A 22,060-nucleotide genomic window follows, 5' to 3' on the forward strand; every position below is an offset into this window, starting at 1 on the left:
CGCAAAGTTCATAGTTGTTATTACTGCGGCATTTCCTCGTGGCTGCGAAGCTCAGAGGCAATGATGGCTCTGTATTTCGGGGCTGAAATGGCTGCAGTCCAATTTGTGAAAGGACTATGAAATATGGCACAACAACAGTCAACCGTGACTATTAGTGGATACGTAGGTTCTGAGCCTGTAAGCTTTGGGCGCAGTGAAAATTCTCCGGCTTGTTCGCTACGAATTGCGAGCACGCAATCATATTACCGTAACGACGAGCAACAATGGCATGAGCGTCCAACTACTTGGATGACTGTGAAAGCGTATAGAACTTTGGCTTCAAACGTGCTGAAAAGCGTGCATAAAGGTGATGCAATCGTTGTATATGGCAATTTGAGTACAGAAAGCTGGACGAAAGATGGAAACGATTATAATCGCGTAATTTTGGAAGCTTCTACTATTGGGCACGATTTGAATCGCGGAACTACTCAATTTACAAAAAGAAACGCTGAAACTGCTAAAAATGGGCAGACGAAAGACAGCAATCAGTCACAAAACGAAAAAATAGAACGTACTGACTCTCACTCAGACAGCACGGACGACGAATATGGAGGTGATGCTGATATCTAAAGAAAGTAAATAATACCTCGCGCACCACGATAAACAATAATGCCGCCAAGAATAGTAGTAGTATTCCTGGCGGCAAATTGTAAAACAGGCCGTTACTTAAGCAAAGCGTTTACGCGCTCTACAATGCGGCTTGCAGCCTCGTCAACTGGTACCGCTTCAACATTTGAGCCGTTACGATCGCGGATTTCAATCGTTCCATTGTTCACAGTATCGCGACCCGCTACAGCAATCAGCGGCACGCCAACAAGCTCAGCATCCTTAAACTTTACGCCTGGAGAAACCTTTGGACGGTCGTCAAATATTACTTCTATTCCCTGCTTACTAAGCTCTTCAACAACTTTTTCAGCAGCGTCAAAAGCAACCTGATCCTTGCCTGTTGCAACAACATGAACTTGAGCTGGAGCAATAGCCATTGGCCATGCGAGACCAGCGTCATCGTGATGCGTTTCTGCAAGGCACGCAATCACGCGACTAACGCCAATACCGTAGCAGCCCATCCAAACTGGCACAGTCTTACCGTTTTCGTTAAGAACGCTTAAGCCCAAAGCCTTAGAATACTTTAAGCCAAGCTGGAACACTTGACCAATTTCCACACCGCGCTCGAAGCTCAACGGACCAGAACCATCTGGGCTCATATCGCCGTCGCGAACTTGGGCCGCTTCAACAACGCCGTCAGCTTCAAAATCGCGGCCGTAAACAGCGTTATAAACGTGCTTTCCTTCTTCGTCAGCTCCCGTAATCCAGGCGCTACCCTTTGCAACGTGAGCATCCATCAAGTAGCGGACAGGATTTGCAATACCCCTACCCTCTTTGCGAGCTTGAGGACCTAATACGCTAAATCCAATGTAGCCCTTAACAAACTCAGGATGAGCCTTCAAATCATCCTCAGTTGCTTCTTCAATTTCTGCAGGAGCAAACTGAGCTTCAAGACGCTTCATATCTACTTGGCGGTCTCCTGGAATACCAATAGCAACGATTTCGCGCCATGGCTCCTCATGCTCTCCACCCTCAGCATCAGCCGGGTGCTTAACAGCAATAATCAAGTTCTTCAAAGTGTCGTCTGCTTGCCATTCGCGACCATCTTTACGCGGATGCAAGTCGTTAGAAACCTTAACCAAAGCTTCAATCGTCTTAGCGTCTGGAGTTTCGAGAGCTTCTGCTGCAGGAGTTGCCGAATAATCAACATCTTGCATTTCTGGAGTGGTAAGAGCCTCAACATTCCAAGCTTTTCCAGAAGGAGCGAGCGCAAAAGTATCTTCGCCAATTGCCATTGGAGCCAAGAATTCTTCGGAATCAGAACCACCCATTGGACCGGAAACAGCGTGAACAATCACGTATTTAATGCCCAGGCGGTCGAAAATTCGAGCGTAAGCAGAGCGCTCCTCAACGTAAGCAGATTTCAAACCATCTTCGTCAATCGAGAACGAATAAGCATCCTGCATAATAAACTCGCGGCCGCGAATAAGACCAGCGCGCGGACGGAACTCGTCGCGATACTTCGTTTGAATCTGGTACAAAGTAACAGGCAAATCCTTGTACGAAGAATACATATCTTTTACAAGGAGCGTGAAAACTTCTTCGTGCGTTGGAGCAAGAAGATAGTCAGCCTCATGACGATCCTTAAGACGGAAGATATTGTCGCCATATTCTTCCCAACGGTTTGTAGCCTCGTAAGGCTCGCGTGGAAGAAGTGCCGGGAAGTGAACTTCCTGCGCACCAATACCGTTGATTTCGTCGCGAATAATCGCCTGAACCTTGTTCAAAACCTTAAGTCCAAGCGGAAGCCAGGTCCACACACCTGGAGCAGATTTGCGAATATAGCCTGCGCGCTGCATAAGTTTTGCGGAAGTAACGTCCGCGTCTGCAGGATCCTCGCGCAGCGTACGAAGGAACAGCTGAGACATACGAAGTACATTGGAATTCATGCGTTCCAATCTATTTGTGCATGAGGACATAAACATTTGTTTACGCTACTAAACAAATTCACAATACGTAATTTTCAACTAAAACTCGTCATTGAATCCAAACTCATCGTTGCTAGTACTTGCAAAAATATCAAGTTCCTGCTGATTTGCGAAATCGTCTTCTATATTATTTGTTACGAAAGCAGCTGCCCCATCGCTAGCAAGCAGCTCACTCGCACGCTTTGAAGCATCGCGCAAAGATCCGTCAAGAAGTACAGCATCCGCCGAAACGCTAAAAGCGCGCTCGTTAATACCTTCTAAATAAAGACCTTTCAGATTTTCCACGCGAGAAAGCGCCACATAACCCATTCCGGGAGCGAAAGTTCTACGCAAATCCATTACCGCAGCATCAAGCGTCATACCTTGCGACTTATGAATCGTAATTCCCCACGCACAACGAAGCGGCACTTGATTTACGCTAGCAAGCACAGTTTCGCCGTCGGTCATCTCCCAAGCAGCAGGCTTAAGATTTACAATATTGCCATTTTCAAACTCAACAATCGGCCAGCCACCTTTAGATTCAGGCGCAAAACGCAACACGCGCCCAACAGAGCCATTTACGTACTGCTTTTCCTGATCGTTTCGCAATGCCATCACAGCAGCTCCAGCCTTCAAAACTAAACGCTCCGGAGCGAGCATATTCTTCTTTAAGCGCTCAACAAGATTTTTAGGACCGGCTTCCGTTGCCACAAACTCGTGAGACTCTGCATCAATTGCTGCAAGCTGCATATTATTTAATCCGTCTGCTTGCGCATTCGTTGGGAAAAGATGCACTGCAACTTCATCGTCTTCCGGATACTCACCAAGGCGACTAGCAAGCACTTGCTTGTCGTCGTCACTTACAAGACCGCCACGAATATCCGTTAAAACTTCAAGCAATTTGCCATCATCCTGACGATGCTGCTCAGTTAAGTAGCACACAACAGGTTTCAAAGCATCCCATGCGAAAGATTCTGTAATATATCCTTCCGGATTTTTGCCGGCTGCAGCATACTTTTTGCGCGACTCAATAAATTCCTGGCTCGGCTCAAATACGTCGCGATTTCGCATAGAAGTGCTAACAGGCGGCAATTGGAAGAAGTCACCCGAAATAACTACTTGAAGCCCACCGAAAGGAGCGGGATTTTTACGCACCTTCCGGCAAACTTCATCAACCATGTCAAAAAGCCACGCGTGAATCATGGAAACTTCGTCCAACACGAGCACGTCCGTGGCTTTTATGCGCTTTCCTCGCCTAGCTCTAATAGTTTTAAGAAGCGTATCCGTAAGCGCGTTTGAAACCCCAACTCCACTCCAAGAGTGAATTGTTTGACCGTTTAAGTGCGTTGCCGCAATACCGGTAGAGGCAGTTACAGCAACGCTTAGACCGTTCTTTCGCATTGCGCGAATAGCTTCGTTTAATACGTAGGTTTTACCTGCACCCGGAGCGCCGGTAATGAACGCGCTCGCGCCAGCGTTGATTATGGTTAAGGCTTCGGATTGCTTCATTGGCAGTACCTTTTATTTGCGCTACTACGTTTAATAGTCGCGCTTTTCTGCGGAATTTACGTCCTCTAATGCTTCACCGCGGCGCTCATAGTCACGAAGCAAGCTGGTGCTTTCAATATGCTGCGCGCCAGCTTTTGCCTGTGCTTCGCTTGGTCCTGGAGCTGGGACGAACATCATGTCACGGTAGTAACGAAGCTCGTCAATAGACTCAATAATATCCGCGAGAGCGCGGTGACCGCCGTGTTTTGCCGGCTTATTGCGGTAAACGTCCGGGTAAAGTCTGCGTGAAATTTCCTTCAGCGTGCTTACGTCGATTACGCGATAGTGCAAATTTGCCATTAAATCTGGCATGTAACGGTCGAGGAATTTTTTGTCAGAACCAACTGAGTTTCCAGCAAGATGCGCTTTTCCGCGAGCTGGCAGGAAACGCTTTACATACTCAACAACCTGCTTTTGCGCTTCTTCTAACGACAAACCGTTCTTATTCCACTCGTCAACAAGTCCTGAAGAAGTGTGCATATTGCGTACAAAATCGTTCATGTGAGCCACAGCAGCATCGCTCGGCTTAATCACTAAATCAATGCCGTCGTCCAAAACTTTCAAATTAAAATCAGTTGGAACTACAGATACTTCGCATAATTCGTCGTGGAAAATATCGAGTCCAGTCATCTCGCAATCAATCCAAATTAAGCGCGATTCTTCCGGCGTAAAAGTAAGATCTTCCTTAGCTTCAGCCATTTTCGTTCCTTTCCTAATATTTTTTCGAACCCACAAGCCTACATCTTCGTAGAGACTACTAGACCCTAAAACTAATTAAACAAATCATCATGAGAGCCAGTTCTAGTGAGTACAAGCTGCAATTCTTCTTTCTCAATCTTATAAATTAGAAGCCAATCCCCCTCAATATGAATTTCCCTATACCCTTTCCAATTACCAGTAAGAGAATGATCTCTATATCGAGTAGACAACAGTTGCTTATCTTGTTTCATTAGGGCATCGATTGCATGCTTGAATTTTATTGGATCTACATGCTTTTTCAATAAAGCTTTGAACTCTTTTTTGAATTGAGTTGTACGAAATACTGATTTAAGCATCTAATAAATCCTGCATAAGTTCATCTGTGTTATTAAATGATTTTCCCTCATGAGCTTCAGCTTGACGACGAGCTTCAACACTTTCACGGCTTTCACGAGTAATCAAAAAAGGCATAGCCTGATCAACAATTGACTGTCTTAAGAAAACATTAATCGCAGTTGACAAATCCATTCCCATTGAAGAAAATAATTTTTTTGCTTCCTCTTTAACTCTAGAATCTGTGCGAAAACTCACAGTTGCTTGAGACGTATTTTCAGTATATTTACTTTTGGTGCTATCGCTAACCAATATCGCAGACAATTTTATACACACTTTCTAATGATTTTTATTTTATTAAATTGCTATTGTAATACAATATACATACAACAGCAATCATAATGTTTAAACAAACAAAAAACGACGAAAAGCAGGCAAGTTGTAGATAACTTGCTTAACTTTTCGCCGTTTAGAGCAAAATTACTTGCGATTTATACGCGATTTATACGCGTAACTTGCGCAACTTGCGATTTAGTTGTGGAAACCGCTGTAGTTTGGCGCTTCTGCAGTCATCACAATATCGTGAGGATGCGATTCGCGAAGACCAGCATCAGTAATGCGAATAAAGCGGCCGCGCTCCTGCATTTCCTTAATATTGTGCGCACCAACGTAGAACATAGACTGGTGCAAACCGCCGAGAAGCTGATAAAGAACAGCGTTAAGTGGACCGCGATATGGAACTTCGCCTTCAACGCCTTCTGGAACCACCTTGTCGTAGCTGGTAACGTCTGCCTGGAAGTAGCGATCCTTCGAATAAGACTTCTTACCACGAGGAGCCATTGCGCCAAGCGAGCCCATGCCGCGGTAAAGCTTGTACTGCTTGCCGTGAAGAAGAACCTTTTCGCCTGGAGCTTCCTCGCAGCCAGCCAAAGTACCGCCGAGCATAACTGTGTCCGCGCCTGCAACCAAAGCCTTAGCAATATCGCCAGAATAGTGAATACCACCGTCTGCAATGCATGGAATTCCGGCAGCCTTGCAAGCCTGAGCAGCGTCGTAAACTGCAGTAAGCTGAGGCACACCAACGCCTGCAACAACACGCGTTGTGCAAATAGAGCCTGGGCCAACGCCAACCTTTACAGCGTCAACGCCAGCGTCAATCATAGCTTGTGCGCCTTGGCGAGTTGCAATATTTCCGCCAATAACCTGCACACCATCGAAAGCTTTATCTGCCTTAATTCTGCGAATCATGTCGAGAGCCAAACGAGCCTCGCCGTTTGCGGTATCAACCACAAGCACGTCAACTCCAGCTTCCATAAGAGCGCACGCACGCTGCCAAGCATCACCAAGAAAACCAATGCCAGCAGCCACACGCAAGCGACCCTGATCATCCTTAGTAGCATCCGGATACTGTTCAGTCTTCACAAAGTCCTTAACAGTAATCAAGCCTGTAAGCTTACCTTCAGCATCAACCAAAGGCAACTTTTCAATCTTATTATCCGCAAGCAAGCGGTGAGCATCATCCTTAGAAATATCAGAAGGACCAGTGACGAGATTTTCACGCGTCATCACGTCCTTCACTTTCAAGCGATCGTAGTCTTCGGAAGCAATGAAACGCATATCACGGTTGGTAATAATACCAACTAAACGATTTTCGCTATCTACTACCGGCAAGCCTGAAATATGGAAACGCCCGCACAATTTATCTAAATCGGCGAGCGTAGCATCTGGGTGAACAGTAAGCGGATCGGTAATCATACCCGACTCGCTGCGCTTAACAATATCAACTTGCGCAGCCTGATCATCAATAGAAAGATTGCGGTGAAGTACGCCAATGCCACCATTACGCGCCATGGCAATAGCCATATCGGACTCGGTAACAGTATCCATAGCTGCCGAAATAGTCGGTACTTTCATGGTAATTTCGCGAGTCAGACGAGTGGAAGTGTCCACTTCGGACGGAATAACATCAGTTTCGTTTGGAAGCAAAAGGACGTCGTCATAAGCGAGACCGAGCTTCTCGAAAATTGGTGGAACAGGAGAATACACGGATTCCGTGTTAATATCAGTTGTAGCCATAGGCTTACTATACGTTTTTGCTATGACGTTTGTCGAAACGCACCACAAAACGCTACGAATTGCGAAGCTCGGGCAGGCGGCGACGCAAGTACGGCATCATTGTGAGCACAGTAAGCAACGCAGCAGCAAGAATCATTCCAACAAGCACATACACAGCTTTAAAGAACAGAATCATAATAGAGCCAAACGCAATCAGCGCCGCCCATCCCCACAAAATCAGCACAGCACCTTGCACAGAATGCCCGATGCGCAACATGCGGTGATGCAAGTGCATGCGATCTGGATGCATTGGCGACTGACCTTTAGCAACACGCCGCGTAATCGCCAAACACATGTCGAGAACCGGCAGGAACAGCACTAAAATAGGCAGCAAAATCGGCATAAATACAGGCAAATAAATACTCGTGTGAACGGCAGAAGGATCCAAATGTCCGGTCATAATAATTGACGCGCAAGTAATTAAATAGCCGATTAGCATGGAGCCGGAATCGCCCATAAAAAGTTTCGCAGGATGCCAGTTGTGCATAATAAAACCGACGCACATTCCTACCATTGCAACATCAATAAGTGTTGCCATTGAAGCGTAAGATGGCGACGTGCGCGCAAGAATGTATGAGTATGTTGCGAAGGCAATTCCGCCGATCGCGACGATTCCGGAAGCCAAGCCGTCTAATCCGTCTACAAAATTTACTGCGTTAATTGAGGCTACAATAAGTATGGCAGTTATTGCGATTGATACGCTTGGAGATGCCGTTACGAGGGAGCCAAGCGGCAAAGTTACGATTTGCAGCCCTCCCCACGCAACAAACACGGCTATAAGCAGCTGACCGGCAAGTTTAAGCATCCAGTCTAAATCCCAAATGTCGTCACATACCCCAAGCAGGCATATCATGACTGCTCCGGCGAGCACAACCCACGGCTGGTGAGTTCCAGCAAAAAGCCCGGAAATAAAGGGCATTGAGCTTGCAAATGCCATGGCGACTGCGAAACCAAAAAGCATACCCACCCCGCCCATGCGAGGAGTAGGAATCGTATGCACGTCGCGCGCGCGAACTTTACCGACGGCTCCCATGCGGATCGCAAGATGGCGCACAAGCGGCGTAATCAGCCACGTTGCTCCGCCTGCAATTGCTGCAATAAATAGGTAAACCCTCATCGGCTATGTCTTTCTGCTATTTTGATACTCGCGACATCTTTTTCGCGCGTGCTTTCACGCTTTCTTATTTGATTGTAACGATTCGGCAGTATAGCAAAATTAGTAAATACTTTCGCTACTTTCGCTACTTTCGCTACTTTCGCAATTCTTGTTACTTTCGCAAAGCCTCGCGAATTTCGCGCTCCGAAATCACACCTTCACGCAAAATCGCAATACCGTCTTCGTCGTTTGAATCCGCGCCAACTACTGTGCTTGCCACATGCGAGCGAGTTGGACCTGCGTTCAAATACAGCGGAATTTCGTTGCCGAAAGCCGCAAACGCTTCTTCCACACTGTCTGCACTTTCGTTACCACTGCGATTCGCACTAGAAGCAGCCAAAGGACCGGTAACTCGCAAAATTTGCATTAATTCCGGGCAATCCGGCACGCGCACGCCTTGAGTTGCTTCAGTTGCTTGAGTTTGAGCATCATTTTCATTCGTTTTGCACAACGTTGCAAGATTTGAAGCAACCGAGCCTTTCTTCGCGCGCGCAATCGGAGAATATCCGCCCGGAAGGAACTTTTTTCCTAAAATATCCAGCGGAGAAGGCAAATATAGACCAAGTTTTTCTAAATCTTCCACTCCGCTCATTAAAATTTGCAGCGCCTTCGTGCGCGGCCTGCGCTTAAGCTCGTAAATTTTGGCAACCGCGGCTTCATTGAACGGATCGCAAGCAACGCCGTACACGGTGTCAGTTGGCACTACGATTACGCCGCCTTCGTTAATAATTTGCGCTGCCATTTGCAGTGATTCCTCGTTGATATTGCAAATTTTACTCATTTTTAGCCTCTTTCTTGCATACTACAAATCTTGCTCTGTTTGTTAAGTCGTTTTTGACTTTTGCGCTGATAAATCCTATGTTTTTTGCATAATCTGCAAGCGCATCTCCTTGCGAAATATCGTGCTCCATCACCATCGCTCCCCCAGACTTAAGCAGCGCAAAAGCCGCGCGCATAATCTGCTCCGGAATAACTAAGCCGTCCGCAGAGCCGCCATACAGCGCAAGCGGAGGATCATATTCTCGCACTTCAATCTGTTCCGGCACTTTACTTTCTGGCACGTAAGGCGGATTTGTGATTACTAAATCCACTTTGCCGCAAATTGCGTGAAGTTCCGGCGTACAATCCGAAATATGCGCTTTGGTTGCGTCTGCAAGAACAGCATGATATCGACTGGAAATCTGCAGATTTTCGTGATTTTTTGCAGTTTCTTCAAAATTTTTTCGCAAATATTGGAAGGCTTCAGGAGATTTTTCTACAGCCCATACTTGCGCGTCTGCAACTTCAGTTACAACAGACAATCCGATTGCTCCCGAACCTGCGCATAAATCGACTACCGTGGGCTTGCTAATACCAGATTCTCTAAGCCAATCCAATCCAGCTTCAACAACAACTTCTGTTTCGGGCCGCGGCACAAAAACGCCTTTGCCAACTTGCAAATCTAAGTAGCGAAAAGGCGCGCGGCCAACAATATGCTGCAACGGCTCGCGAGAAGCACGCCTAGTTACAAAATCGCTATATTTTCTAGCATAATCTGGCGAAAAATCGGTTAAATCGCCAAGTATTAGCGCCTTGTTCAGCTCAGCTAAGCTTACGCCGCAAGCTTTAGACAGCAGCAAACGCGCGTCGTATTCCGCAGACTCCACGCCTGCAGACTCAAGCTTTTTAACAGCATCGCGCAAAACTTGCAAAAGTTCTTGCATTTTAAGAATTGTTTGGTTATTTCAGTAATTTTACTTAACTTACTCGGCTACTTACTTGGCTTGCGCTAAGCGGTCGGCTTCATCCGCCTGAATATCACTGTCGATAACAGGCTGCAAGTCGCCGTCAAGAACCTGGTCAAGATTGTAAGCCTTGTAATTCGTGCGATGATCCACAATACGATTTTCTGGGAAGTTGTAAGTGCGGATTCGCTCGGAACGGTCCAACGAACGCACCTGCGAGTGGCGCATATCTGCCGCTTCTGCCGCCTCCTGCTCGTGCTTCATGGCAAGCAAGCGCGACTTTAGCACGCGAAGGGCTGCCGCACGGTTTTGAATCTGCGACTTTTCGTCTTGCATGCTCACCACAATGCCGGTTGGAATATGCGTCATGCGAACCGCGGAATAAGTAGTGTTAACGGACTGTCCGCCAGGGCCGGAGCTCATGAAAATGTCGATCTTCAAATCTTTTGGATCGATTTCGATTTCGTCGTCATCTTCGTCTGCTTCTGGGAACACGATTACGCCGGCTGCAGAAGTTTGAATACGCCCCTGCGATTCCGTAACTGGGATTCGCTGCACGCGGTGCACGCCACCCTCGTACTTCATGCTGGCCCACACGCCATCTTCTGGAGCAGGCGTGCCTTTTGCGCGAATAGCAAGCTGAACGTCTTTTACGCCGCCAAGTTCCGTTGAATTTTCGCTTTGGATTACTGTAGTCCAGCCGCGCTTTTCTGCATAACGCATGTACATACGCAATAAATCGCCAGCAAACAGAGCCGCTTCTTCGCCGCCAGTGCCAGCTTTAATTTCCATAATCATATCGCGCGCATCATCCGGATCCCTAGGAATTAGCGCCGTGCGAAGCTTTTCTTTTGCTGCTGGAAGCTGCTCTTCTAAGCGCTTAGCTTCTTCAGCAAAATCTGGGTCGTCGCTTGCCATTTCGTTCGCGGCTTCGAAGTCGTCACAAAGCTGCTTGTAGTTGAGGTAAGCGTTTACGATTGAACCGAGTTCTGCGTGCCTGCGGCCGAGTTTTCGAATAGCGTCCGGGTTTGACGCAACTTCCGGGCTTCCCATGCGACTTTCAATATCGCGGTATTCTTCTAACGCGGTAACTGCTGCCGGGAATTGTTCATCTACTGACTCAGCCATCATATTCCTTAAGTTAAAAATATTTAATTTAGCACATAAAACGCCAGCCCCGATTCCGCGAGTTACACGAAAGCAGGGCTGGCGTCACAAAAGCTACTTAGTCTTCTTACCGTAGCGCTTCTCGAAGCGAGCCACGCGGCCGCCGGTGTCGAGAATCTTCTGCTTGCCGGTATAGAATGGGTGGCACTTTGAGCACACGTCAACCGTCATATGATCGCCATCAGCGGTGGAACGAGTTACAAAAGTGTCTCCGCAAGAGCAGGTAACCTGCACTGCGTGATAGTCGGGATGAATACCCTGCTTCATAATGTCTCCTATGGAATTCGGGCGACCCGGGTCGCAAAGCCCCAATAGCTAAGCGTGAACCGGAACCTTCGTTATTCTAGTCACCACCCTCGACTCGATTAGTTATTCTTACCGTCTTCGCGCTTTCTCCTATGCTTTGCAGCGAGACCAGCCAAACCAACAGACGCTAACAGGCTGGCAAGTATTGCAGATTGCGCAACATTACTACCAGTTTTAGCGAGCACAGGCTTTGACTCTGGCTCTGGTTGTGGCTCTTCTGGCTCAGGCTGCTCAACCTCAGGCTCTATAACTTGAGCTTCAGGAATCACAGAATGCGCAAAATCTGGCACAAACGGAATCTCAGGCGTTGGAACAGGCGCTGGAACTGGCTGCTCCGGCTGTGGCTCCGGAGTTGGCGTTGGATTAACATCATTCGATGCTGGAAGCACCTCAATATCAACCGTCACCTTAGCTTTGCGACCATACTTATCTACACTCGTGAAGGTAAGTTCAACAACCTTCTTACCATCAACAATCTTAGGCGTACCAGAAATTGTGCAAGTAGTGCCTTCGCAAGAATAAGAAATTCCAAGCTGTTTCAAACTACTACTACTAGACAACGCATTAACAGTAAACGGCTTACCATCCACCGAAACGGTTGCGTTTGTATCAGTTGTTCCATCATCTTTAAGAACTCCCTTAGTTAAGTTTGCAAGCGTAAACGTTGCAGGAACACCCTCAACCGCCTTGCCGCTAAACTTAAACTCCACAGGATCCATCTGCTCGAAGTTTGCAGTAATAGTGGTTTCGCGCGTTGGCTGTGGCTCTGGTAGCGAAATCTCTGGATTTACTCCAGCTTTGCGCAAAAGCTGCTTCAAAGCTTCCAAGCTAGACTTCTTGGAGCTGCGAATTATCTTTGCAACAGATGGCTTATCTGCTTCATCAGCAAGCTCAGCGAGCACTTCTCGCTGTTCATCAAGAACATAACTATCAATTTCGTTCTCAAAATTAGCAAATGTTAAGTCTATTCCTGCCTTCTCTAGCTTCGTACGCAAATCGGTTAAGGAATCATTAGATTTACTAATTTCTTCAGCAAGTTTTTCCTTTCCAGCTTCTTTAGCAATTTTTGCAAGGTTATCTCTTTGAAGATTCTTTTCAACAATGCTATCAACATCAATCTTCGCTTCACTTAGCAAATTCTTCAACGCTTCTATTGAAGAATGGCGAGAATCACGAATCAATTTAGCTACGTAAGATTTGCCATCCATTTCTGCAATCTTAGCTAATTCTTCACGCTTAGCATTGTAGACTTGCGCAGCATGTTGCTTTTGCGCTTCGTTCAGCAGATTTTGCAAAGCAGCAAGCGTAGATTTATCTGAGTTACGAATCAACTTTGCTACATATGGCATACCATCCATGATTGCCATTCGAGCCAAAGCTTCTCGTTCTTCTTCTGTGGCCTTGCGTTTATCTGCCGGAGCCGCTGGCTTTTCAGTCGTATTAGGCGACCAATTCTTGAACACGTAGCCATTATCTGCAAGCACGTCTGGAACCTGCATAAGCAAATTAGTAGCGTCATTTCGCACCCAATATACTGAAACTGGCTTGTCTCCAGCATTTTCAAGAGGCGATTTTTGCAAACTTCCGCCATCTCCAGCTACATACGTCACCTTCGTATAGTTCTTTTCTATGAACTTAGCCGCAGCAGTGCCTTCAGCTGGCAAATCGTTATCTGCAATAACTTTTGGCAAAACGTACACGCGTACAGGCAACTTAGTTGTAACAGTTTTTTGCTTTCCTGTAGTCTTATCTTTTTCATCAGTAGGCTTAGTTACATTCACCATAATTGTTGAAATTCCAGGCTTTGAAACATCAACCTTAGCATTCTCATCTACAGATACACTCACTCTAGGGTCAGTGTTATGTATGAGCTTATTAATGTTTGGAATACCCTCACCAACGCCAATAACTGTTTCTGGAATCTTCACATCGTCAACGCCATTTTGCTCAGCAACGAAGATGCGCGGCTTGCTAATATCCCAATTGTCATGTAATAATATATTCGACTTATCGCCGCTTGCATTATACATTTGCCACTTTGTAAAACCAGAAAGTTTAGCAGCAGTGTCGCTTGCAACTTTTTGAGCAAACTTAATGTTATCTTCTTTATCTTTTCCGTGACGAATATACAGCAGTTTTGGCTTATACGAACCGTCAGCCCACGTTCTACCAAATCCTGGAAGGAATATGGTTGCAACGTAACCGTCTGGAATCTCGTCTTGCTGGGAAGCGTCGATTACGTTCTGTATTTGATCGTACTCTGCCTCATACGTTGTATCCGCATCATGTATTTTATTACGAATCTGCTCGTCCGTTAGAAGATCCTTCTTTGTATCTGGCACATCAACGCTAGTCACAGATTCTGGTCCATTTACCATCAAAGTAGTGACAGGAATTGCTGAATAATCATTCAAGCTACGCCTTGTACGCGTATGCCCAGTGCTATTCTCAGCAGGAGCAACAACTGTCTCAACCTTTCTCCAGCCTTTGAACACGTAATGGTATCCATCAGCGTCATAATCCCTGCCAATAGCCTGCGGAGCTTTTACGCCAGACGTCTTGCCCGTATGCGCGTAGAACAAGGTTCGAGAACCGCTAGCCATACTTCCATAACGTTCATCCGTAATGAAGTTAACCTTCTTATAATTTTTAACTATTTCATTATGCTCATCTATCTCATCTTGAGATGGATGAGTGCCAAGATCCTTTACATTTTCACCATAAATCAAGTCGTGCATTACTTTAAGCTTGCCAACAGTCTTATAAGGAACAGGCTTTTCCACGTCGTTATACGTAACACTAACTATTAACGGAACAGTGTAAACGCCAGCTTTATCAACAGTTGGAGCAGTAGATGATGCATACTTAACTGTTACACTCTTTACATTTGGATTCTTATTATCGCCGTCAAAAACAGAATAATTAGCAATGTAATCTTTTGGCTCTGGAAGAGTCGTTTTATCTCCACGAATTGCAAGCAAAGTATTACTCTTAACTTCTGGAGTAGCTAAAGCTGTTTGATCTGCCACGAACTCTTGGAAGGATTCATTAACAGTCCAATTTGTAACTGGTTCAATAGCTTTAACGTCAGATCCATCATTACGCATACTGCTTCGAGACCACTTACCAGTAGCACCAGTTAACTTCTTATTAAGCCAGTCTAATGCTTTAATTCCGTCTTTTTTAATCTTCTCAAGATCAGTGCCCTTCTTTACGTAGAACACCTTAGGGCCACTTGTTTTGTCATTCCACAATCTACCCGGAGCAGGCTTGAAGATTGCAACTACAGCATCCTTAGGAACTTCACCGCCGTCGGACGAACTCGAGAAGTAGTCAATCTTCTTGTAAACAGCGTGGTAAGTAACATCCTTACTGAACGTGTCTGTTTTGTAGCGATCTTCAGACTTAATATCGTAATTAGTTATCTTTGCAGGGTCGGTTTCAGGGCTAGTAGTCCATCCCTTAAACACGTAGTGATAATGCTGGTCACTGTGATCCTTACCGAAAGCTTGCGGCACGCGGATTCTAACTTCCTTACCTTTATAAACGTAAGCAGTAAGCGTAGTTGTTCCGACAGTAGAAGGAGTAGTGCCAGTCGTATCGTGACCAATAATAGTGCCTTCATCATTCTTGCCGGTAAAGGTAATTGGAACGTAGTCCTTAGCATTATTGATGCCGTAGTCGCTTTTGCTAAACTTATCCCAATCGCTTGCGTACACCAAATCTGGAAGCACTCGGTACAGCACTTCAGTTTCAGCAGTATTTCCATCAAGATGCACTTGCACCTTAATCTTGTGCAAGCCCGGAGTGCTGTCAAACTTTTCGCCTTGCACAAAGCTGAACTTAGCGTCACTTGGATACTTATCAGCATTCTTTATAAGCTTCTTAGCTGAATTATTATCCAGATTCAAAGCATCTGTTGGCTTCAAAATCTTAGTATCTATTGCAACAGGAGCCTTCAGCTTGAAGTGAACAGTGTAAACAACCTTCGGATTAGGTTGAGACTCAGAAAGAATTGGCAGACGGTCGAAACCATCAGTACCTGTTTGCCCACCTTTTCCATCATCTATATAAATCTTAGAAGTCCATTTTTCAAACTCAAATCCAGGCTTCGCTTTTACTGTTGGAAGCGGCATCTGATATGCCTTCGTGCCCTTAATTGCGTCGTACACAAGAGCAGAGCCGTCAGCTACATTGTTTCCTTGCCAGTCAACAACGCTGCCCATAGAGCTTTGCTTATTATCCACTTGGAACACGTAGCGCGTGTAGTGATCCGGGCGAGCTTGCTTATCGTCATTGCGCTTAAGCACGCGAACGTCGTCATATACGAATTTGATTTCAGGAATCGTATCAGCTTTTTGCTTACCATCATCGTAAGTGTCATACGTAATAATCTGCTGCGTAGTTTCTGGCATAAAGCCTTCAATAGGCTTGTAGAATGCTACGTCGTACTTTCTGTTTACAGAGCTGACTTCGCTTTCTGGAAGAAGATCCTTTTCTTTGCCATCCTCACCAATAGTTACATAGCGAACCTTATACTTGCGCGTATTGTACGTTTGGTAAACAAACTCGCCAGTATTCTGGTTCTCAATGCTCGAGGCTTCAAAGCTTGTGAAATGCTTATCTGGGAAGTGCGTTTCGTCACTGTAGACTGCTTCAGCATTGTAGCGCAAATGCTCGCGCAAGCCGGAAACTGTTTGCTCGGAAACATGATCTACAAGATCAGCTTCTGTATGATTATTTTTAGCATCATTATACTGCTTAAACGTTACGCCTGGCTTTAAGAACACGTGCTTAAAAGTACCGTTGTAGCGAGTATCTTCAATCCACACTGCTTTAAGCGTTATATCTTCTACTACTTTGTTGCCGAAAGCGTACGGAGTATTAGCAGCTACTACCTCATTGCCCTTTTTAACAAGCTCCCAGCCGTAGAAGTCGTAGCCTTTGCGTGTTGGAATACTAATTTTCTTTTCGTCGAGCGAATCATAACGATTAACTGTCCTCGTTTCCTTTACGTCAGTATCAGGCTTCTCTTTACCGTCATTGCCGATTTGATTCATATTGTAATCAAGCGTTACAGTGTGCTTAATATCAGTTGGAAGACCCCACGCAGCGTAAAGCTTAATGCCATTGACTGGCACTGTAATATCTTTGTCTTCGCCATTTATAAACCGAGTGCCAGCCTGATCAAGAGCCCAGCCCTTAAACACGTAGTCTTTTGGCAAATTTTCAGGGCGCTCGATAGAGTACTTAGTACCATTAAGCGTGAAAGTGTACTTGCCATCGAACTGCTTAGACGTATCGTCAGCATCGTCTTTAGTTACAGAAGCATCGTAAGACGTATCGTTTCCGTATAGCTCTTTGTCTTCGCCCGTCAAATCTTTTTTGCCGCGCTTGGTCAAGCTATACTCAAACGGCAGTTCTTCTGTAGCAGCGACACTGCCGTCCTTTATAGCATTGCCGTCCGCATTATAAAACTGTACATCGTACGACTTGCGGTTGTAATCGACAGTTATTATCCCGTTTTTTTCCAATTTTTCGCTAGGAACACTGTCGTCCCCAAACTTAAGCTTTCCTTCAATGCCAACATAATAAGGATGATAGTTAATATGATACTTTTTCTTAAACTCGTAATATTTCTTATATGCCGGATCCTCTTTAAGTCTTTTAGCAATAGCATCATTTAAATTTTTAAGAGCAAGTCCTCCATCATCATCATCTTCGTCAGAAGTATAATCAGGGTCAGGAAAAGTGTCCTTATCTTCCTCTGGAGCATCATCTGGAGCCTCTTCACCTGTTAACTCTTCATAAATATCATGCACTTTCTCATAAAAGTCATCGATAGACAAACGTTCAGTATCTACTTTTTCTGATTTAAAACCAGCAATAGAAGGCGCAGTGTACTTGTAGTCATCATTTTTAGTATCATCCTTCGCATAGGAATCGCTAGAAATCTCATACTTAATATCTTTGCCAGTATCGCCCTTTTTTTTAGATGCAATACTCTGTTTTTTAATAACAACCGTATATGGCAAATCGTTGTCACGAGAGGTAGCTTCAGATGTAATCAAACGCTGATCATCTTTTAACTCATATTGTTGTGCATTAGAATCCGAAGGATCATCACTAATTTTAAGCGTAAACTTATTACCCACTGCACGGAACTCAGGATCAGCAAATTCTTTTTTAGTAAAACGATACGGAGGAGTGTCACGATACTTGTATTCACCCGCATATCCAACACACCATCCAAGAGAAGCTAAGCTTAAATCATCGTCGCCATAATCTACTTCTGTTGCTGTTGGCCAAATATCATTAAGCTTTTGACCGTAACGAACCTTTACGCGGTAACCTTTATGGTTAATCTCAATGCCATTATCATCTTTACCTTTATCATCATACTTATCTGAGCACTCACCGCCACCAGCATAGCAATAAATAGTCTTTTTGCCATTTTCGTCTATTTTCGTTATAGCAGAATTCTTGAAAGACTCAGTATCATTCACAGCAGGCTTAGCAAAAATAAGCTCGTACTCTTTGCGATCGTAAACTAAGTTAAGAGTGTTGTTTAAGTCGTCCGCGCAAAGCTGCGATTTACTGCGTTTACCTAAATCTGGGCGACCCGGCACAAGATCATGTTGCTCAAGGTTAAGCTTTTTAGTAAGATCCTTATTCACATGGAAGTAGCGCGTGAATAAATCCTTGCCTTTGTTTTCAGCGGCACCAGGATTCGTGGTATTGTACCCTTCCAAGCTTGTTACAGGCGTATCGTTCATCCAGTTGAACTTTGCAATTAAGCCGTCTGTGTGATCAGATTTTTTGCCCTGCAGCTCTTCTCTAGTTAAGCCAAGCTCCGGGTTCGTTACAAAATCTTCTTCGCTTTTGCCATTAAGCACATTAGCTTCCGTAATAACGCCTGCGTCATTCATCTTATCAAGCGCAACGTCGCTATCAGTTTGCACATTCTTGCGCTCAACAAGACCAACAAAGTCGTAGTTTGCAAGCGAATTCGGATGCTCTTTATCAACCAAATCCGCCTTTTGCACCCACACGTTCACACGGTAGTTAGTGGCAGCGTTAGCTGACCAAGCTGCGCGGAATTGCACATTGTGATCCGGCATCTTGTAGTTAGTACTAGTTCCTTTAATTAGTGGACCACTAGAACTACTATCTCCAGGTTTTACTACCTGCCATCCAAGGAACGTATGACCACGATACGTAGGTTCTGGAACTGGAGGCACTTTCTGGTCATAATACACTTTTTGAGCAGTAACATCCGTGCCGCCAGCAGAATCGTAAGTAACTTCATATGCCTTACGGTAGTAGCGGAGGTTCAAAACTAGCTTGTCTTTTTCGTCTTCAGAATCCGAAAGCGGCGAGCTAATAAGATTATGTTCAGGCTCGTAGCCTGGAATATACGTTGAAATAGCTGTTACATCCGAGCCAACTGTGCCAGTAATCTCCGTAACGTGTATAACTTCTTTAGTTGTTGTAACATTGCCATCATCGCCTTTAATTTTATGTTCTACAACAATGGCTTTGCCAATATTAGGCGCTTCTTTAAACTCGTTCTTATTGTCAATTTGCTGCACCAAGTGACGCACATAGTACTTAGCTGTTTTAGGAGCGTAGTTTATGTTCAGCTCGCCGTAGTACTGAATGCCATCGTCCGAACCTGACTGCGTAGACGATGGATTCTGCGAAGATTGAGCACTGTTGTTGCCACCAACAGCCGGCCTTTTCTTCACAGCGTAATCAGTAATCAGCTTCTTGCTTAAACGCAAGTAGCGAACAGCATCAGCATCTGTACCGTCGTCAATAACAAACTTGCTTTTATCTCCCTCACCTTTTTTAACGTAGTACTGGTAATCACCAGAATGATATACGGACGGGCGGTATCCAGCAGACTTTGGAAGCTCAATGTATTCGTAACTATTAACATCGTCAAGCTTATTCAACTTTTCAACGTCAATCGTAAGCTCGTACGGCTGCACAAGCTGCTTATTCGCAGCGCCGCCAATCGTGTAGCGAATTTGCAAATTGTACGTGACTTCCGGCTTTTTGTCGGTTTGTACCTGACTGTTGGCTTCACTGGTGCTGCCTGCCGTTGGATGCTGCTCATTCGGCTTAATTACCTGGCTATTTGGATCAGTTGCTGTGTTATTAGTTGTTGCTGAGCCAGCATTCTGTGTGCCAGCGTTTGGAGTAGACGTTGAAGCAGGTGAAGGCGTTGGATTATTGTTCTGCGTAGACCGATTCTGTGGATCAGAGTTCGATGAATTAGTTGAAGGCGTAGCGTTTATATTTGCGCCTGAGCCGCTTGCATTTGAACCTTGTTCAGAGCCTTGTGAACCTTGTGTAGAGCTTTCTGCACTTTGCTTTTGTTTATTGTCTTGTGCAGTTGTATCTGCACTTGTGCTCGCTGCAGTTCCAGCACCAGCGTTAGATGCTGTACTTGTTGAAGTTACAGGAGTAGACGGTGTAACTGTATTAGCTGCAGGTGTCACAGCAGGAGTATTAGGTACATTATTTGTAGAATCTACAGTCGGAGATGTAGGCGCATTATTTGCAGAAGATGCAGCAGGAGATGCAGTTACATTTTCCGCAGAAGGTACACTACTCCCGCTATTATCACCACCGTTATTCTCAGCAGACCTAGGTTTACGCACTTTTGGTGTATTTACATTACTTACTGTATGCGCATTTTCTGGCTGCTCAGATGCAGTCTGCGCATTTTCAGCTGAATTAACCTCTGCAGGCTTAACGCCACCAGCATTTGTTTCCGGCTTATTTGCTTCTGCCGGCTTCGTTGTAACTTGTTTCGCAGTAGGAGTAGATTCTGGCTTTACTTCTGCCGGATTCTTTTCATCTTGTTTTGCAGTTGGCGCTGATTCTGGCTTTGTAGTCGGCTGCACAGGTTGATTCACTGCAGGAGTATCAACTGGATTTACTTCTGACTGCTTAGCTTTCGCAGGCTCAGAGGACTGAGCACTAGCTGGCGGATTAGCCGATTCAGTAGCACTTGCTGTATTTTCTGAAGAAGTAACATTTGCCTTTGAGACTGAAGTTGTATTTTTAATTTCAGACGTCTTTGTAGGCGTGGCAGACTTATTGCCATTAAAATCCTCAGAAGAAATTTCAGGCTGCACATTCTGAACGTTCTCAACATTTTCACGCTGCTTTTGCGCTTCAATCGCACGCCGCGCAATTTCCACAAAAGCCTTAGTCTGCCTGCTTTCTCTTCTAGCTCCCACACCCCAACGAAGCATGTTAAGCTCTTGCGATCGCAAATTACCCTTGCCGGCTTTGCTAACAACATTTGCACTATCAACAATATTTTGCTGGTTAATCTGCAGTGCAGAAGCGGCAGCGGACGGAAGCATCATGGCTAAAGTCGAAGCAACAGCAACGCCAGCAACACCGCGATTAAAACGAGCAGGCTTTACTGCCGTAGCCTTTAGCGACGTAGTCTTTTCGGCGTTCACAGCTTTTTTAGCATTAGGATTTTTATTAGCATTCTCAGCTTTATGAAGCGCTTTTTTAACTGATCCACCACGCAAATCCTTGCTAACAGCCATTACTTCTCCTTAATCCAACCAATACAAATTTGTAAAATATTACGCACAAATCTCATATAAATTATAACTTATATACAATACACCTGTAGAGTATGTATTCACGAAATAAACAATTGCTTAATATGCTTAAAAGTAATAAATAAGCAAATCCACACAATTCATTAAATCTTCAAAATGTCATATCATATCTACATGCCCTAGCATTATACCCCCCCCCCATCAAACTTTTATAATTATCCTTTTATGCAATCCGTATCATTTATATACAGCAGCTTGCGTACAGCAGCTTGCGTACAGCAGCTTGCGTACAGCAACTCACGCACAGCAACTCACTCACAACAACTCACTCATAGTAACTTACACATAGCAGCCGCACAGAATATGTTGTACTATAGTAAAGTCTGCTTTAACGCAGCGAATATTTGAAAATTCAAAAGGGGTCGATCGGTTTCGACGGCGATCTGTTCGCCGCGGGGAAGCGTGCCGAGAATGCGAAAGTCCACTCGTAAACGTCCTTTCGCAAAAGAATAAGTGCTAAATCTAATCGCACTGAGTTCGCTCTCGCTGCCTGAGCTTCGCGCCAGGATTAACCAGTGAGCAGCCGCTCCGTTCACCCACTCACGTCTTCGGGGTGGTGCTGAACGTCATTAGAAGACTTGCTTGAATTGCCGAGCTGCAGGGCAATTCAGGGACTTTTACTGTAGATATGCTCGCCATGAATTGTCTGCGATAACATGGGGGCAGAAAAACTGCCGCACGGCCAGCAGACTACGCACGTAGAAGACCGAGGGTACGGTCACCGGACCGGGGTTCAATTCCCCGCGACTCCACAAACGCAAAAACGCCACTGCTCTACCATAGCTAACGCAACAGGTAAACAGT

The 22,060-nt window shown here is 45.3% G+C and carries 13 protein-coding genes and 1 other RNA gene; 2 read left to right on the forward strand and 12 right to left on the reverse strand.

All coding sequences use genetic code 11. The features are described from left to right. Positions 1–123: 123 nt before the first annotated feature. Positions 124–609 carry a single-stranded DNA-binding protein gene (locus ACLD5M_RS01755; RefSeq protein ID WP_004136938.1) on the forward strand — a complete coding sequence of 162 codons (486 nt, stop codon included), beginning with the start codon at positions 124–126 and terminating at the stop codon, positions 607–609. Positions 610–701: 92 nt separating this feature from the next. Here the strand turns inward: ACLD5M_RS01755 and ACLD5M_RS01760 are convergent, their stop codons facing one another. From ACLD5M_RS01760 to ACLD5M_RS01815, 12 genes are all read right to left on the reverse strand, one after another. Further along, the gene (locus ACLD5M_RS01760; protein ID WP_410314446.1) at positions 702–2,534 is read right to left on the reverse strand and encodes a proline--tRNA ligase; all 1,833 of its coding nucleotides are present in this window, start codon (positions 2,532–2,534) and stop codon (positions 702–704) included. 78 nt (positions 2,535–2,612) lie between these two features. Further along, on the reverse strand, positions 2,613–4,061 hold the full coding sequence (locus tag ACLD5M_RS01765; protein ID WP_410314447.1) for a PIF1 family DEAD/DEAH box helicase: 1,449 nt from the start codon (positions 4,059–4,061) through the stop codon (positions 2,613–2,615). Between the two features lie 30 nt (positions 4,062–4,091). Then, complete coding sequence (orn, locus tag ACLD5M_RS01770; protein WP_410314448.1) at positions 4,092–4,799, reverse strand: oligoribonuclease; 708 nt, start codon at positions 4,797–4,799, stop codon at positions 4,092–4,094. A 71-nt stretch (positions 4,800–4,870) separates the two neighbouring features. After that, positions 4,871–5,155: a type II toxin-antitoxin system YafQ family toxin gene (locus tag ACLD5M_RS01775; protein WP_410314449.1), complete on the reverse strand. Its 285-nt coding sequence runs from the start codon at positions 5,153–5,155 to the stop codon at positions 4,871–4,873. Then, a complete protein-coding gene (locus tag ACLD5M_RS01780) occupies positions 5,148–5,456 on the reverse strand; it encodes a type II toxin-antitoxin system RelB/DinJ family antitoxin (RefSeq protein ID WP_119526239.1) in 309 nt (102 codons plus the stop codon). The genes ACLD5M_RS01775 and ACLD5M_RS01780 overlap by 8 nt, the downstream gene beginning before the upstream one ends. Positions 5,457–5,663: 207 nt before the next feature. Then, positions 5,664–7,208 (reverse strand): IMP dehydrogenase, encoded by a 1,545-nt coding sequence (guaB, locus tag ACLD5M_RS01785; RefSeq protein ID WP_410314450.1) that lies wholly within the window; start codon positions 7,206–7,208, stop codon positions 5,664–5,666. A gap of 52 nt (positions 7,209–7,260) precedes the next feature. Next, on the reverse strand, positions 7,261–8,364 hold the full coding sequence (locus ACLD5M_RS01790; protein WP_004136915.1) for an MraY family glycosyltransferase: 1,104 nt from the start codon (positions 8,362–8,364) through the stop codon (positions 7,261–7,263). Positions 8,365–8,515: 151 nt separating this feature from the next. Continuing rightward, a complete protein-coding gene (locus tag ACLD5M_RS01795) occupies positions 8,516–9,184 on the reverse strand; it encodes an L-threonylcarbamoyladenylate synthase (protein WP_410314451.1) in 669 nt (222 codons plus the stop codon). Then, positions 9,177–10,106, reverse strand: a complete 930-nt coding sequence (gene prmC / locus ACLD5M_RS01800; RefSeq protein WP_410314452.1) for a peptide chain release factor N(5)-glutamine methyltransferase — start codon at positions 10,104–10,106, stop codon at positions 9,177–9,179. The genes ACLD5M_RS01795 and prmC overlap by 8 nt, the downstream gene beginning before the upstream one ends. A gap of 51 nt (positions 10,107–10,157) precedes the next feature. After that, positions 10,158–11,255: a peptide chain release factor 1 gene (prfA, locus tag ACLD5M_RS01805; protein WP_004136908.1), complete on the reverse strand. Its 1,098-nt coding sequence runs from the start codon at positions 11,253–11,255 to the stop codon at positions 10,158–10,160. A gap of 93 nt (positions 11,256–11,348) precedes the next feature. Beyond that, positions 11,349–11,561 carry a 50S ribosomal protein L31 gene (gene rpmE, locus ACLD5M_RS01810; protein ID WP_004113085.1) on the reverse strand — a complete coding sequence of 71 codons (213 nt, stop codon included), beginning with the start codon at positions 11,559–11,561 and terminating at the stop codon, positions 11,349–11,351. A gap of 98 nt (positions 11,562–11,659) precedes the next feature. Further along, on the reverse strand, positions 11,660–21,178 hold the full coding sequence (locus tag ACLD5M_RS01815) for an InlB B-repeat-containing protein (protein ID WP_410314453.1): 9,519 nt from the start codon (positions 21,176–21,178) through the stop codon (positions 11,660–11,662). Positions 21,179–21,614: 436 nt separating this feature from the next. Between ACLD5M_RS01815 and ssrA the strand changes: the two genes are divergently transcribed. Then, positions 21,615–22,011: a transfer-messenger RNA gene (ssrA, locus tag ACLD5M_RS01820) on the forward strand. Positions 22,012–22,060: the final 49 nt, after the last annotated feature.

Source organism: Gardnerella sp. Marseille-Q9185 (assembly GCF_046508745.1).
Lineage (GTDB): Bacteria > Actinomycetota > Actinomycetes > Actinomycetales > Bifidobacteriaceae > Bifidobacterium > Bifidobacterium greenwoodii.